The sequence below is a fragment of the Gordonia sp. HS-NH1 genome, assembly GCF_001418765.1.
Classification (GTDB): domain Bacteria; phylum Actinomycetota; class Actinomycetes; order Mycobacteriales; family Mycobacteriaceae; genus Gordonia.
The window spans coordinates 175794-189213 of the sequence record NZ_LIYC01000003.1 but is presented as its reverse complement, the minus strand read 5'-3'; the positions used below and the strand labels follow the sequence as shown (position 1 = coordinate 189213).

12 protein-coding genes are annotated in these 13420 nt (G+C 69.0%); 6 read left to right on the top strand and 6 right to left on the bottom strand.

From position 1 onward, the window contains the following. The first annotated feature begins 198 nt into the window (after window positions 1–198). Together AMD30_RS04280 and AMD30_RS04275 are read left to right on the top strand one after the other, a co-directional pair. Complete coding sequence (locus AMD30_RS04280; protein ID WP_055474793.1) at window positions 199–1620, top strand: condensation domain-containing protein; 1422 nt, start codon at window positions 199–201, stop codon at window positions 1618–1620. Window positions 1621–1715: 95 nt separating this feature from the next. Further along, a complete protein-coding gene (locus AMD30_RS04275) occupies window positions 1716–3302 on the top strand; it encodes an MFS transporter (protein ID WP_084817195.1) in 1587 nt (528 codons plus the stop codon). A 54-nt stretch (window positions 3303–3356) separates the two neighbouring features. Here AMD30_RS04275 and tsf read toward each other — a convergent pair whose 3' ends face one another. Continuing rightward, window positions 3357–4181 carry a translation elongation factor Ts gene (gene tsf / locus AMD30_RS04270; RefSeq protein ID WP_055474791.1) on the bottom strand — a complete coding sequence of 275 codons (825 nt, stop codon included), beginning with the start codon at window positions 4179–4181 and terminating at the stop codon, window positions 3357–3359. A 55-nt stretch (window positions 4182–4236) separates the two neighbouring features. Next, the gene (gene rpsB / locus AMD30_RS04265) at window positions 4237–5058 is read right to left on the bottom strand and encodes a 30S ribosomal protein S2 (protein WP_010841493.1); all 822 of its coding nucleotides are present in this window, start codon (window positions 5056–5058) and stop codon (window positions 4237–4239) included. Between the two features lie 331 nt (window positions 5059–5389). Between rpsB and AMD30_RS04260 the strand changes: the two genes are divergently transcribed. Beyond that, a complete protein-coding gene (locus AMD30_RS04260) occupies window positions 5390–5899 on the top strand; it encodes a M23 family metallopeptidase (protein WP_442902686.1) in 510 nt (169 codons plus the stop codon). Between the two features lie 27 nt (window positions 5900–5926). Here the strand turns inward: AMD30_RS04260 and AMD30_RS04255 are convergent, their stop codons facing one another. Both AMD30_RS04255 and AMD30_RS04250 read right to left on the bottom strand, forming a co-directional pair. Further along, a complete protein-coding gene (locus AMD30_RS04255) occupies window positions 5927–6811 on the bottom strand; it encodes a tyrosine recombinase XerC (protein WP_055474826.1) in 885 nt (294 codons plus the stop codon). Between the two features lie 85 nt (window positions 6812–6896). Beyond that, complete coding sequence (locus AMD30_RS04250) at window positions 6897–7763, bottom strand: siderophore-interacting protein (protein ID WP_055474789.1); 867 nt, start codon at window positions 7761–7763, stop codon at window positions 6897–6899. A 174-nt stretch (window positions 7764–7937) separates the two neighbouring features. On the opposite strand from AMD30_RS04250, the gene AMD30_RS04245 reads away from it, so the two are divergent. After that, the gene (locus tag AMD30_RS04245) at window positions 7938–8516 is read left to right on the top strand and encodes a TetR/AcrR family transcriptional regulator (RefSeq protein ID WP_010841497.1); all 579 of its coding nucleotides are present in this window, start codon (window positions 7938–7940) and stop codon (window positions 8514–8516) included. Window positions 8517–8518: 2 nt separating this feature from the next. Here the strand turns inward: AMD30_RS04245 and dprA are convergent, their stop codons facing one another. Next, the gene (dprA, locus tag AMD30_RS04240) at window positions 8519–9646 is read right to left on the bottom strand and encodes a DNA-processing protein DprA (protein WP_010841498.1); all 1128 of its coding nucleotides are present in this window, start codon (window positions 9644–9646) and stop codon (window positions 8519–8521) included. Beyond that, a complete protein-coding gene (locus AMD30_RS04235) occupies window positions 9643–11157 on the bottom strand; it encodes a YifB family Mg chelatase-like AAA ATPase (RefSeq protein ID WP_269432733.1) in 1515 nt (504 codons plus the stop codon). Before AMD30_RS04235 ends, dprA begins: the two co-directional genes overlap by 4 nt. 184 nt (window positions 11158–11341) lie before the next feature. Between AMD30_RS04235 and bluB the strand changes: the two genes are divergently transcribed. After that, window positions 11342–11980, top strand: a complete 639-nt coding sequence (bluB, locus tag AMD30_RS04230) for a 5,6-dimethylbenzimidazole synthase (protein WP_010841578.1) — start codon at window positions 11342–11344, stop codon at window positions 11978–11980. 98 nt (window positions 11981–12078) lie between these two features. After that, window positions 12079–13419: a DUF4185 domain-containing protein gene (locus AMD30_RS04225; RefSeq protein WP_055474787.1), complete on the top strand. Its 1341-nt coding sequence runs from the start codon at window positions 12079–12081 to the stop codon at window positions 13417–13419. The last annotated feature ends 1 nt before the right edge of the window (window position 13420 follow it).

Sequence of the window (13420 nt, the reverse complement as noted above, 5' to 3'; positions counted from 1 at the left end):
CGGCATTCGATGACACAGAGAGACGAGGACTGTTACAGCGTCTCATCGCACCGTGGTTGTCCCTGTTTCGGCGACCGCCGAGGTTACCGTGCGGTAAGGTCCGTCCCGGTCGGCCGCTCCACCGTCCGGGGAACCTCGGGCACCTGTCGTGCATCGGTCGCCGAATCCACTTTCCCGCAGGCGAATCGAGGTACACACATGATGAAGTTCGGCCTCATCGAGGAATGGGAGCCCCGCGCCGGTCACCTGACCAGCTGGGTGGCCTCCCTCGCTTCGGTGACGAATGCCGATCGGGCTCCTGTGCATCCCTCCCCGCCGTCCCACCAGCAGGAGGAGTACCTGCGGGTGGCCTGGCGCAACGAGTCCGCGGGGTTCCGTTTCGCCCGGCTCTGTCTCATGGCGTTCGACGTCTCGGCACCTCTGGACGTCTCCGCGATGACGATCGCGGTCAACGAGTTCGTGCGGCGCCACGACAGTTTCCGGTCCTGGTTCTCGATGGAGGACGACGGTTCGGTCCTCCGCCATCTCGTGCCCCCGGAGGTCGTCGACATGGTTCCGGTCGCATACGGCGACCGCGACGCCCCGCAGCTGCGGACGCATGTGCAGGACGAGACCTCGGGGCCGTTCAACTGGGACTGTTTCACCTTCGGGGCCATCGAGTGGGAGGGCGGGTTCACGCTCTACGCCGCGGCCGATCACCTCAACACCGACGGGATCTCACAGGCGATCACCTGCGTGGACCTGTTGTCGCTCTACATGAATGAGGCCTTCGGTGGCGACGTCGAGCTGCCCCCGGTCGGCAGCTACCTCGACTACTGCGCGCGCGAGCGCGACGTGTCGCGCCGGCTGACCCGTCGATCGCCGCACGTCCAGCGCTGGATCGATCTGGTGCAGGCGAACGGTGGGCGCCTGCCGAGTTTCCCGTTGCCGCTCGGCACCGGCGGACAGACGTATACGCGCAGCGCAATCGTGAACTCGACCCTTTTCGACGAGCCCACGGCCGCGCGTTTCGAACAGATCTGTCGCGAGCTGGGAGCCAACATGATCGCCGGGATCATGACGGCAGCCGCCCTCGTCTATGCCGAGTTCACCGGCCGGAGTGAGTATTTCGGGATGACGCCGAAGAGCACGAGGTCGGGCGCCGCGGAGCTGAAGTCGGTGGGCTGGTTCACGAGTCTGATCCCGGTTCCGCTCACCGTCGACGACGACACGACGTTCCGCTCGCTGGCACCGGAGGCCGCGCGCAGCTACGAGTCCGGAAAAGAGTTGACCGACATATCGTTCCACCGGGTCCTCGAACTCGTGGAACCCGGCGACGGCATCGCGGTCCGGTCCGGCTGGGCGGTGCCGATGGTGTCCTACATCGACGTCCGCAAGCTCCCGGGCGTCGAGATCTTCGAAGCCGGGAACGGGTGCCTCTTCGGTAATCGCGGCAGCAGCGAGGAGGTGTACATGTGGGTCAACCGGTTCTCCGGCGAGACCTCGATCACGTTGCTCTACCCCGACACCGAGATCGCTCATGAGTCCGTGACGCAGTACGTCGAACGATTCGTCGCGGTGATGTCGGCGGTCGCCGACCTGGGCGACTACCGACCCTCGCTGCCGGCTCTCGCACCGTGACCGCCGGCCCCGCGGCGGGACGGCGGCCGACCGGCGCGATCGGCGATCGCCCGGGAGCCTGGGCTGCTCTCGCGGGATGCCTGCTCGGGGTGTTCATGCAGATGCTGGACACCACCATCGTCAACATCGCCCTGCCCGATCTCGCCCGGGACCTCGGCGCGTCGACGTCGCAGCAACTCCTGGTGCTGACGGTGTACACGCTGTCGTTCGCCTGCACCCTGCTGACCGCGGCGACACTGGGGGCCCGAGTCGGACGCCGCCGGATGTTCGTGATCGGCATGGTGGCCTTCACCGTCACATCGGTGCTGTGCGGTGTGTCGACCGGGCCGGGTGAACTCATCGCGTTTCGCGGGTTACAGGGTGTCAGTGCGGCGCTCATGTCTGCGCAGACCCTGGCGCTCATCGCGGCCCTCTTCGACAAGAGACGCCACGGACTGGTCTTCGGCGTCTACGGGGCCGTGGCCGGTCTCGCCGCCATCCTCGGCCCGGTGGTCGGCGGATTCCTCGTCGACGCCGACGTTCTCGGATGGGGCTGGCGAGCGATCTTCTTCGTCAACGTCCCACTGGGCGTGCTCTCCTGCCTGCTCGCCCACCGCCGCCTGCCCGACGCCCGTGAGCCGACGCCGGGACGGGTTGACGTCCCGGGTGTGGTCATGTCGGCGACGGCGCTGTTCCTGCTGCTGTACCCGCTGGCCCTCGGACGCGAGATGGGGTGGCCCCCGATCCTGTGGGTGATGATCGGGACGGCCGGAATCCTGTTGGCGCTGTTCGCCCTTCACGAATTGCGCGTCGACGCCCGGGGTGGCACTCCCCTGCTGCGACCACAACTGTTCGCCTCCCGCCGGTTCACGGTCGGGCTTCTCCTGTCGCTTCTGTTCTTCAGCGTGTTCGCCGGGTTCTTCTTCACCGTGTCGATCTCGGCCCAGTTCGGACTCGGCTACTCGGCGTTCCGGACCGGGATGCTGGCACTGCCCTTCGCGATCGGTGCTGCCGTCGGCTCGCTCTGCTCGCCACGGGTGGTCGTCCGGCTCACGGCGCCGCACACCTTGACGGCCGGGTCCCTCGCCGTCGGAGCCGGATTCGTCTGGCTCGCGATCATCATCGAACCGGCAGCGGAGACCTTGCCGTGGCCCGGCATCCTCGGCCCCCTCGTACTCGGCGGTCTGGGGACCGGCCTGTTCATCGCACCGTTGCAGGCCGTGATCCTGTCCGACACGACCGAGTCCACGGTGGGCACGGCAACCGGGACGATCCCCACGGCTCAGCAGATCGGCGCCTCGATCGGACTGGCGGTCGTCACCCTGTTCTTTTTCGGCCAGGTGGCCGCGCAGACCGCCGAGACGGTTCCGGTTGTACGAGCCGAACTCGTTGCGGCGCTGCCGGACTCACCGGTTCGCCCGGTGCTGCACGTGGCGGTCGCCGATCGTTTCGCATCCTGCGCGGGCGAGCAGCTGAGGTCCGCTCATCCGGAGCGACCGGCGCCGGCCTGCGCGGGCGGCCCGACGTCGCCGGCGATCACGGCGGTCGCGGCGCAGGCGCGGCCCTGGACCCAGGACGCGGCGCGGTCGGTGACGGCCCGGACTTTCCTGGCCGCCCTGCGGACGACCCTGGTGACGCTGGGCCTCGTCGCCGTCGCGATCGCGGTGCTCACGACAACGCTACGGACGCGACAGTCCCCGTGAACGCGCATCGCCCCGTCTCCTCGGCGGAGACGGGGCGATGTGTGGCGAGTTCGATCAGGCCTGGCCGACCTCGAACCGGGTGAAGCCCTTGATGGTCACGCCGGCATCGTCGAGAAGTGCCTTCACGGTCTTCTTGGAGTCCTGGACCGACGACTGGTCGAGCAGCACGACGTCCTTGTAGAAGCCGTTGACGCGACCCTCCACGATCTTGGGCAGAGCCTGCTCGGGCTTGCCCTCCTCCTTGGCGGTCTGCTCGGCGATACGACGCTCGTTCTCGACGACGTCCGCGGGGACCTCGTCGCGAGTGGCATAGCGCGCCTTGAGAGCAGCGACCTGCATGGCGGCGCCGCGGGCGGCCTCTTCGGCACCCGCGCCCTCGCCGGTGTAGGACACGAGCACGCCGACGGCCGGGGGCAGATCGGATGCACGCTTGTGCAGGTACACGGCCACCGGACCGTCGTAGTAGGCCACGCGACGCAGCTCGAGCTTCTCGCCGATCTTGGCCGAGAGTGCCGCCACGGCCTCATCGACGGTGCCGTCGCCGAGCGGAGTCTTCTTCAGCTCGTCGAGATCGTTCGTCTTCGCCGCGGCCGCCGCGTTCACGATGTCGTCGGCGAGCTGCTGGAACTCACCGTTCTTCGCGACGAAGTCGGTCTCGGAGTTGATCTCGATGAGCGCGCCGTCCTTGGCCGCGACCAGGCCCTCGGCGGTGGAGCGCTCGGCGCGCTTGCCCACGTCCTTGGCGCCCTTGATGCGCAGTTCTTCGACGGCCTTGTCGAAATCGCCGTCGTTGTTGGCCAGCGCGTTCTTGCAGTCGAGCATTCCAGAGCCGGTGAGCTCACGGAGACGCTTCACATCAGCTGCGGTGTAGTTCGCCATCGTTGGCGAGCCTCCTTCGGGAAGTGTGTTGGGACCGGACTGCAGTGCAGTGGGACTACTGAGCAGCCGGTGCGTCGGCCGCGGCGTCGCCGCCGGCCGGTGCTGCGGCCTGGGTCAGCAGTTCCTGCTCCCACTCTGCCAGCGGTTCGCCGCTGCCGGCCTCGGGCTTGGCGTCGCCGCTGGCGGCACCGGCACGGGCCTGGACACCCTCGGCCACGGCCGAGGCCACGACGCGGGTGAGCAGCGCTGCGCTGCGGATGGCGTCGTCGTTGCCCGGGATCGGGTAGTCGACGAGGTCGGGATCGCAGTTGGTGTCCAGGATCGCGATGACCGGGATGTTCAGCTTGCGTGCCTCACCGACGGCGATGTGCTCTTTGTTGGTGTCGACGACCCACACGGCCGAGGGGACCTTGGCCATGTCGCGGATACCGCCGAGCGTGCGCTCGAGCTTGTTCTTCTCGCGGGTCAGCATCAAGATCTCTTTCTTGGTGCGGCCCTCGAAGCCACCGGTCTGCTCCATGGTCTCGAGCTCCTTCAGGCGCTGCAGGCGCTTGTGGACGGTCGAGAAGTTGGTGAGCATGCCACCGAGCCAGCGCTGGTTGACGTACGGCATGCCGACACGGGTCGCCTCTGCGGCGATCGATTCCTGGGCCTGCTTCTTGGTGCCGACGAAGAGGATGGTGCCGCCGTGGGCGACGGTCTCCTTGACGAACTCGTACGCCTTGTCGATGTAGGTCAGCGTCTGCTGCAAATCGATGATGTAGATGCCGTTGCGGTCGGTGAAGATGAATCGCTTCATCTTCGGGTTCCAACGGCGGGTCTGGTGCCCGAAGTGTGCGCCGCTGTCCAGCAGCTGCTTCATGGTCACGACAGCCATGATCGTCCTTTTCTCGCAGTTGTCGTCGGCACCGTCGGTACCGACCCTGGCGCCTGCGGCCGAGTGCCACCCGATACGGCATGGGCCGTCCGGGACTGCTCACTTGGCGTGTGTCCGTCGACTGTGCTGGTCAGGGCGTCGAAGCCCCGAGCGGCACAGAACTGAATGCAGGCGCGCGAAGTCACCTCATCAACGCGCGATGAGGTGCGGTCAGAAGTTTACGCCGCCACGGAACGAACACCAAAACGCCTTCGCCCACGTCGGGGGACGGATCCGGCATCGAGACGCCGATCCGGCGGATCCCACTCGGCCTCCGGTGCGTCCAACCACCGTGCGAACTCCAACGCCACGCATCGTGGCCGCCATCCTGCTCGCCGCCCTCTGGTTCGCCGCTCCGGTCGTCACGGCCGCCTCCGGCGAGGCGTACACGGTACCGCTGGCGCCCCGGCCGACCGTCGTGACGGCCTACGACGAACCCGAGAAGCGGTGGCAGCCGGGACATCGGGGCGTCGACCTCGCCGCCGGGCCCGGCCAGGCCGTCCGCGCGGCAGGCGCGGGCCGGGTGCGGTTCGCGGGAACCGTCGCCGGACGGCCGCTGGTCTCGGTGTCGCATCCCGACGGCGTGATCACCACATACGAGCCGGTCGAGGCCGGCGTCGACGCGGGCGACCACGTCTCACGCGGCGAGATCATCGGAACGGTGATCGGCGGGCATCCGGGATGCCCGGTGCTCGTCTGCCTGCATTGGGGCGCTCGGCGCGGCAGCGGGCGCGGAGCGGACTACCTGGACCCCCTGGGTCTGCTCGGCGCGGTGCGAGTCCGGCTCAAACCGATCGGATGACCGCCGGACGGGCCGAACGGATGCGCCTCAGGCGCGGGGGTGCGCCTGACGGTGGACGGCGCGTAGGCGTTCGACGCTCACGTGGGTGTAGATCTGCGTTGTCGCGAGCGACGAGTGACCGAGTAGTTCCTGGACGACGCGCAGGTCGGCGCCGCCCTCCAGCAGGTGCGTGGCGGCGCTGTGCCGAAGTCCGTGCGGTCCGGTCGCCGGCCCGCCGCTCGCGGCGACCGCGCGTGCCACGACCGAGCGCGCCATCCGCTGGTCGAGCCGACCACCGCGGGCGCCGAGGAGCAGCGCCGCCCCCGAGGCGTCGGTGACCAGAGCCGGGCGCCCGGCGCGGAGCCAGTCGTCGACCGCGCGCGCGGCCGGCTCGCCGTACGGGACCGAACGTTCCTTGTCCCCCTTGCCGATCACCCGCATCACCCGCCGGTCGGCGTCGACGTCGCCCACGTCCAGCCCGCACAACTCCCCCACGCGAATCCCGCTGGCGTACAGCAATTCCACGATGGCCCGGTCGCGCAGGGCGAGCGGGTCGTCGGGCGCGCGGTCTGCGCTGGTGGCCGCGATCGCGGCCTCGGCCTGGGCGGGAGCCAGCACCGCGGGCAGCGTCCGGTGGGCCTTGGGCGCCTTCAGTCGCTGCGACGGGTCGGTGGCCAGATACCCCTCCCGGACCGCCCACGCGCAGAAGGTCTTCGCCGCCGAGACCTGTCGGGCCACGGTCGTGCGCGCCGCCCCGCGCCGGGTCAGTTCGGCGAGCCAGGCCCGCAGTAGGGCGAGGTCGATGTCGCCGACCGCCACACCCCGGGCGCCGGCGAACGAGACCAGTGCACGCGCACCACCGACGTAGGCACGGATCGTGTGCTCACTGCGCCCTTTCTCCAGGCGCAGGTGGTCGGCGAAGTCGTCGAGCATGGTCACGACCTCATCGTGTCGGGCATCCGGGTGCAACCGCACACGCGGCGTCGTGGCCGAATCGATGCCCGATCCCCAGACGTCGTCAGCCCTGGGCGCCGACCCCTTCCTCCTCGGCCCGCAGGTCGGCCTTCCACTGGCGGAAGCCTTCCTCGGTCCGTCCGCGCCGCCAATATCCGGAGATGGAGGCGTTCGCCGCCCCCACTCCGCGCTCCTTGCGGACGTAGGCCCGCAGATTGTGCATGACCGCCTGCGCCTCACCGTGGATGAACACGTGGGGCTCGCCGTCGAGCCACTCCGTGGCGCGGACCGCTTCGATCAGCGGCGCGTTGTCGCCGGCGAGTGAGTCGTCGACCTCGCCCGCGGGCCCGCCGCGATGCACCCACGTGATCTCCGCCCCGGCGGGCGCGTCGAGATCGAGTTCGTCCTCGGGTCCGGCGACCTCGATGAACACCTTGGCGACGGCGTCGGCGGGAAGCGCTTCGAGGGCAGCGGCGACCGCGGGGAGGCCGGCCTCGTCGCAGGCCAGCAGGTGCCAGGGGGCGTCCGCACGCGGGCGATAACCGCTGCCCGGTCCGATGAAGCGGATCGTCTCGCCCGAGCCGACCGTGGCCGCCCAGGGACCGGCGATGCCCTCGCTCCCGTGGACGACGAAGTCGACGACGAGCTCACGAGCGGCCGCATCGACGCGGCGAACGGTGTAGGTCCGCAGCACCGGCTGACGCTCCGGGGGCTCGTTGGCACGGACCTCCTGCAGATCGAACGGCTCCGGGTAGGTGACACCCGGCGGTGCGAAGATGAACTTCACATACATGTCGGTGTCGGGTTCCCCGGACTTGCCGACTGCCGGCTGGAAGTCCTCGAACCCTTCACCGCCCAGGTACAGGCGCACGAAGTGCGGACTGATCCGCTCGCTCCGGAGCACCGTCATCGTGTTCACGCGTTTCGCCATCGAACCTCCCTTTTCAGAGGTCACCTTACGCCCCTCCGTTTAGGGGACCCTTAGCTTTAGCCGAGCGAACCACCCATCCGCAGTTGTAAGGTTTTCTACTGATCAAGCGATGTGCATCTGAGACTTTGCCATTACTAAAATCAGACGTCGTGAGACCCGACCAGAGGTGACTCCATGCCGGATCAGCCCGTGGATCAATCCACCCCGCGCCGCGGTTCACGGCTCAGCGTCGACGACTGGCTGGAGGCGGCGACGCAGATCCTGGTCGACGACGGCATCGACGCCCTCAAGATCTCACGCCTGAGCGCCCGACTCGGCGTGACGAAGGGCAGCTTCTACTGGCACTTCACCGACATCGGTGCGCTGAAGACCGCGCTCGCCGAGCACTGTCGGCAAGCACAGTCGGCAGCGGCCGCCCGGATCGAGTCACTCGAGTCCCTGCCGCCGATCGAACGTGTCGACGCGCTGGCGCGACTGCTGTCCGATCCACGTCGCCGGGCGATGGAGTCGGCCCTGCGGCGGTGGGCCGAGACCGATCCGACAATCGCGGATTCGGTCGACCGGCTCGACTGCCGGATCTTTGCGATCGCGATCTCCGCGATGCGTGAACTCGGGTTCTCCGAGGCCGAGGCACATGCTCGCGCCACCACACTGCTGTACGCGGGGATCGGCTACGTCCATGCGCACGGCCGACTCAACGAGGCGACGGTCGAAGATCTGCATGTCATCATCGACATCCTCACCCGCCGCTGAGGTCACGCCAGCCGCCACCGTCCGTCGACGTTCTGCACGTGTCCCGTGACGTCGAGGTGCGCGAGCGCCGACCGCACCACCCCGATGTCGAGGCCCGCGGCGAACGCGATCTCGTCGATCCCCACGCCGCCGCGGCCGGGAATGGCGTCGTGGACCCGCAGCTGCTCGGCGTCGAGCCCGTCGGTCGGCTTCGCGCGGCCGCGGCCGATGTCACCGCCACCGTCGGGGCGCACCAGGTTGACGACCGACGCGACGTCGGAGACCAGCACCGCGAGTTCGTCGGCGATCATCCGATGGCAGCCGACCGAGGTCGCCGATGTGACCGGGCCGGGCACCGCCCCGAGCGGCCGGCCGAGCTTGCGCGCCCACGCGGCGGTGTTCGCCGCGCCGGACCGTCGCCCCGCCTCGACCACCACGGTCGCACCGCTCATCGCCGCGACCAGACGGTTCCGGGTGAGGAACCGGTGTTTGGCGGCCGTCGTCCCCGGCGGGTACTCACTGATCACCGCGCCCGTGCGCGCGATCGCGGCCAACAGAGCCGAGTGCGACGCCGGATAGTCCCGGTCGATCCCACAGGCCATCACCGCCGCGGTCACCCCGCCCGCCGCGACGACCGCGCGGTGAGCAGCGCCGTCGATGCCGAACGCTCCCCCGGACAGCACCGCGAAACCCTGGGCCGACACTCCCGACGCGAGCGTCTGCGTGACGTGTTCGCCGTAGGACGACGCGGCGCGCGACCCGATCAACGCGACCGACGCCGCGGCCAGGTCGTCGAGCCGGGCGGGGCCGCGTACCCACAGCGCGAGCGGTTCACCACCGCGCGCCGCGGTGTCGGCCTGCCCCAGCGCCAGCAGCGACCAGGCCGGCCATTCCGGGTCGGCTCGGGTCACCAGGCGCGCACCGATCCGCTCGGCGGCGTCGAGATCATCTGGTGCACAGTCGGAATCGAATCGAGCCGCGGTCGCGGCGAGCACCGCGTCGTGACCGGCGGGCACGGTGCGCCGGCGGATCGCCGACGCGGCCTCGACGGGGCCGATATCGTCGACGAGCGCGATGACCGCGGCACAGGGCGGTTCGGCGACCCGCGCCAGGTAGGCCCAGGCGATGGACTCGGGAGGATGGGCGGTCACCAGGTCGCTCCTCTGTCTCGGTACAGAAGTGCCTGCGCGACATCGTCTTCGACGGGACGCTCGGATCCGCGTAGATCGCTGAGGGTCCAGGCCAGCCGCAGTGCCCGATCGGCGCCGCGCGCCGTCACGCGTCCGTCGCGGAGGAACAGTTCGATGGGCCGCAGTACGTCCGGTGGCAGCCGGAACCGCTGGCGCAACGCGGACCCGGGGACCTCGGCGTTGGTGCGCCACCCGAACTCCGACCACCGCTCGATCGCGGTGGCCCGCGCCGCGGTGACCCGGGCGCGGACGTCGGCACTCGACTCGCCGGCACCACTCATCAGCGCGGCGTTCCCCGGCGGGTCCATGCGCACCCGGATGTCCACGCGGTCGAGCAGTGGCCCCGACAGCTTGCCCAGGTAGCGCCGCCGGACGACGGCCGTGCACACGCAGTCCACATCGTGGGCGGGCGCGCACGGGCACGGGTTCGCCGCGAGGATCAGCTGAAAGCGCGCGGGATAGACCGCCATGCCGTCACGCCGCGGCACCCGCACCTCGCCGTCCTCGAGGGGTTCCCGCAGGGATTCGAGCGACTTGACACTCATCTCGGCGCACTCGTCGAGGAACAGCACTCCTCGATGCGCCTTGGACGCCGCGCCCGGCCGGGCGAAACCGGTGCCGCCACCGAGCAGGGCTGTGATCGACGAACTGTGGTGCGGGGCCACGAACGGCGGTTCGGTGATCAGTGGACGTCCTGGCGACAACTCCCCCACCAGGGAGTGGATGGCCGTCACCTCCAGCGAGTCCTCGAGACCCAGCGGCGGCAGGATGCCCGGCAACCGCCGCGCGAGCATCGTCTTGCCGATTCCCGGCGATCCCGTCATCAACACGTGATGCGCTCCGGCCGCGGCGATCTCGAGCGCATGCCGGGCCTCCTGCTGCCCCACCACGTCGGCCATGTCCGGAATCGGTGGCGCCTTCGAGGCCGTCGCGTCGTGCACGGTGTCGAGCACATGGTCTCCGGCCAGCCACTGGGTCACCTCTTTGAGACTCGTCGCGCCGCCGACGTCCATCCCCTCGACGAGCGCCGCCTCGGCAACCGTCTCGATCGGCACGACCGCCCGCCGGTATCCCTCCTGGCGTGCGGCGATCACCGCCGGCAACACCCCGCGGATCGGCCGCACGCTGCCGTCCAGACCGAGCTCGCCCAGGAAGACCGTCGACGACAACTTCTCCGCCGACACCTGTTGGGTGGCAGCCAGAATCGCGACGGCCATCGACAGATCGAACCCCGAACCGACCTTCGGCATGTCGGCCGGCGACAACGCCACCGTCACCTTCAGCTCGGGAAAACTGAACCCGGAATTCTTGATCGCAGCCCGCACCCGGTCCCGCGCCTCCCGAACCGACGGGTCCGGATTGCCCGTCACCGCGAATCCCGGCAGACCCGAACTCACACTCGCCTGCACATCGACCACCCGCGCGGCAAAAGCATTGAGCCCCACCGCCTGTGTTTGCCCCAACATGGGCACAGTCTCGCCGGTGCCATGCGTCGCGAACGGTCCCGAACCACTCGGACAGACGATCTGTGGATGAGGCCGTGGTTGTCCACCATGGTCACGCCTCGAGGTTCGCCTCGGTGCGAACGCGATTGTCGGGAGCGCACGCGAGGGAGCCGCGCTACCTGCCGAGGCGCTTGACTAGGCTCGACAACCGATGAACCACGGAACTTTCGACGATGCGTTCGTCGGTGATCTCGACCGGCTGCTGCGATGGCGACGCGACGTCCGTCGCTTCAGCCGCGAGCCACTGGAACCACATCTGCTGCCCCAGATCCTCGACGCGGCCGAACTCGCGCCGTCGGTGGGCAACAGCCAGCCGTGGCGCTGGGTCGAAGTGCGGTCCACCACGGCCCGAAAGGCGGTGCGCGACAGCTTCACCCGCTGCAATGCCGATGCGCTCGACGGCTACACGGGCGAACGCGCACAGCTGTATTCGTCACTCAAGCTCGCCGGTCTCGACGACGCTCCCGTCCACCTCGCCGTGTTCTGCGAACCCGCTGTCGCCCAGGGCCAGGGACTCGGCCGACAAACAGTGCCCGAGACGTTGGAGTATTCGGTCGTCACCGCGATCTCCACACTCTGGCTGGCGGCGCGGGCCCGGGGCGTCGGGGTGGGTTGGGTGTCGATCATCGAACCCGACCGGGTGACCGCGGCTCTCGCGGTCCCGTCCGCGTGGAAGCTGGTCGCCTACCTGTGTATCGGCTACCCGGCCCATGATTCGGAGACGCCCGAACTCGAACGTGTCGGCTGGCAGGCTCGGACTGCGTCTGAGGAGCGCCACTTCGTGCGCTGACACCAGATCGTGACCCGCTCGACCACGCGTTTGTGCACAACACCAGTAACAATAGTCACGTCCATCACTTCTGTCACAAGAGTAACTGGAGGGCGTGCGTGTCGAGCCGTCTCACCACGAGTGTCCGGCTGGCACTCGCCGGGGTCATCGCGTTCAGCGGTACCGCGATCGCCCTGACGACCGGCGCCGGCGTCGCCCACGCCGCACCCTGCGGCAACGCGAGCACCGGATCGAGTGTCCTCGGCTTCGGCTCCAGCGGATCGAGTGGTTCGAGTGGCTCGGCGGGGTCCTCCGGCGGCTCGAGCATCCCGAACCCGGGTCCCCAGGCGCCGCTGGTCCCCTATGTCGGGTCCAAGTCCCGCACCGTCGGGTGGGTGACGGGCCCGCTCAGCGCCAACCGGACGTACAGCCGGTTCGGGATCGGGGGCACCGATCTCGGCGTCGCCTGGGACAACGGCCGCGGACAGACCCTGATGGCCTTCGGGGACACCTTCGGCAACTGCAACGCACCGGGGCAGCAGTGGCGACACAACGTGCTCCTCCGCACCGACGACGACGACCTCGCCAACGGCCTCTCGGTTCCCGACGGTCGCGCCGGCGACGTGACCTCGGGTTCGGTGATCGCGCCGGGCCAACCCAACTACGCGCAGGAGCTCATCCCGTCGGTCGGGATCTCCAACGTCGAGGTCACGACCATCCCCACCGCGGCCATCTCCCTCCCGCACGGCGACGGCTTCCGCCAGTACGTCAACTACATGTCGGTGCGATCGTGGGGTTCGCCGGGCAACTGGGTCACCAACTTCTCGGCCATCGCCCATTCCGACGACAACGGCCAGACCTGGGTCACCGACCAGGACACCATCCTCATCAATGCGCCGGTGTCACTCCGACTTCCCGGCGAGTTCCGCCCGATCGAGTTCAACAACGGCAAGTTCCAGCAGAACGCCTACGTCCGCGGCCGGGCCGGGACCCCCGACGCGGAGTACGTCTACCAGTACGGCACGCCGAACGGGCGATTCGGCGCCGCGTTCCTCGCCCGCTTCCGGCCGGCGGACATCCTGTCACTGAACGCGTACGAATACTGGGCGGGGAAGAGCCGCGGCTGGGTGGACGACATCGCCGCGATCCCCGACGACGGCTCCGCGATCGTCGTCGGTCAACCGGTCACCGAACTCTCGGTCGCCTGGAGTCCCTATCTCGAGAAATACATCATGCTCGACGGCGACAACGACATCACGCTGCGCACCGCGGACCGTCCCGAAGGCCCGTGGAGCGCACCGAAGACCATCGTGCCCCGCGGCGCCCTCGTCGTCTACGGACCGATGATGCTCCCCGGTTCCCCCGCGCTGCAGGGGGATTCGAAGGACCTGTACTTCAACGCATCGCGTTGGAGCGACTACAACGTGATGCTGATCCGCACCGACCTGAGCAAGCTCTGAC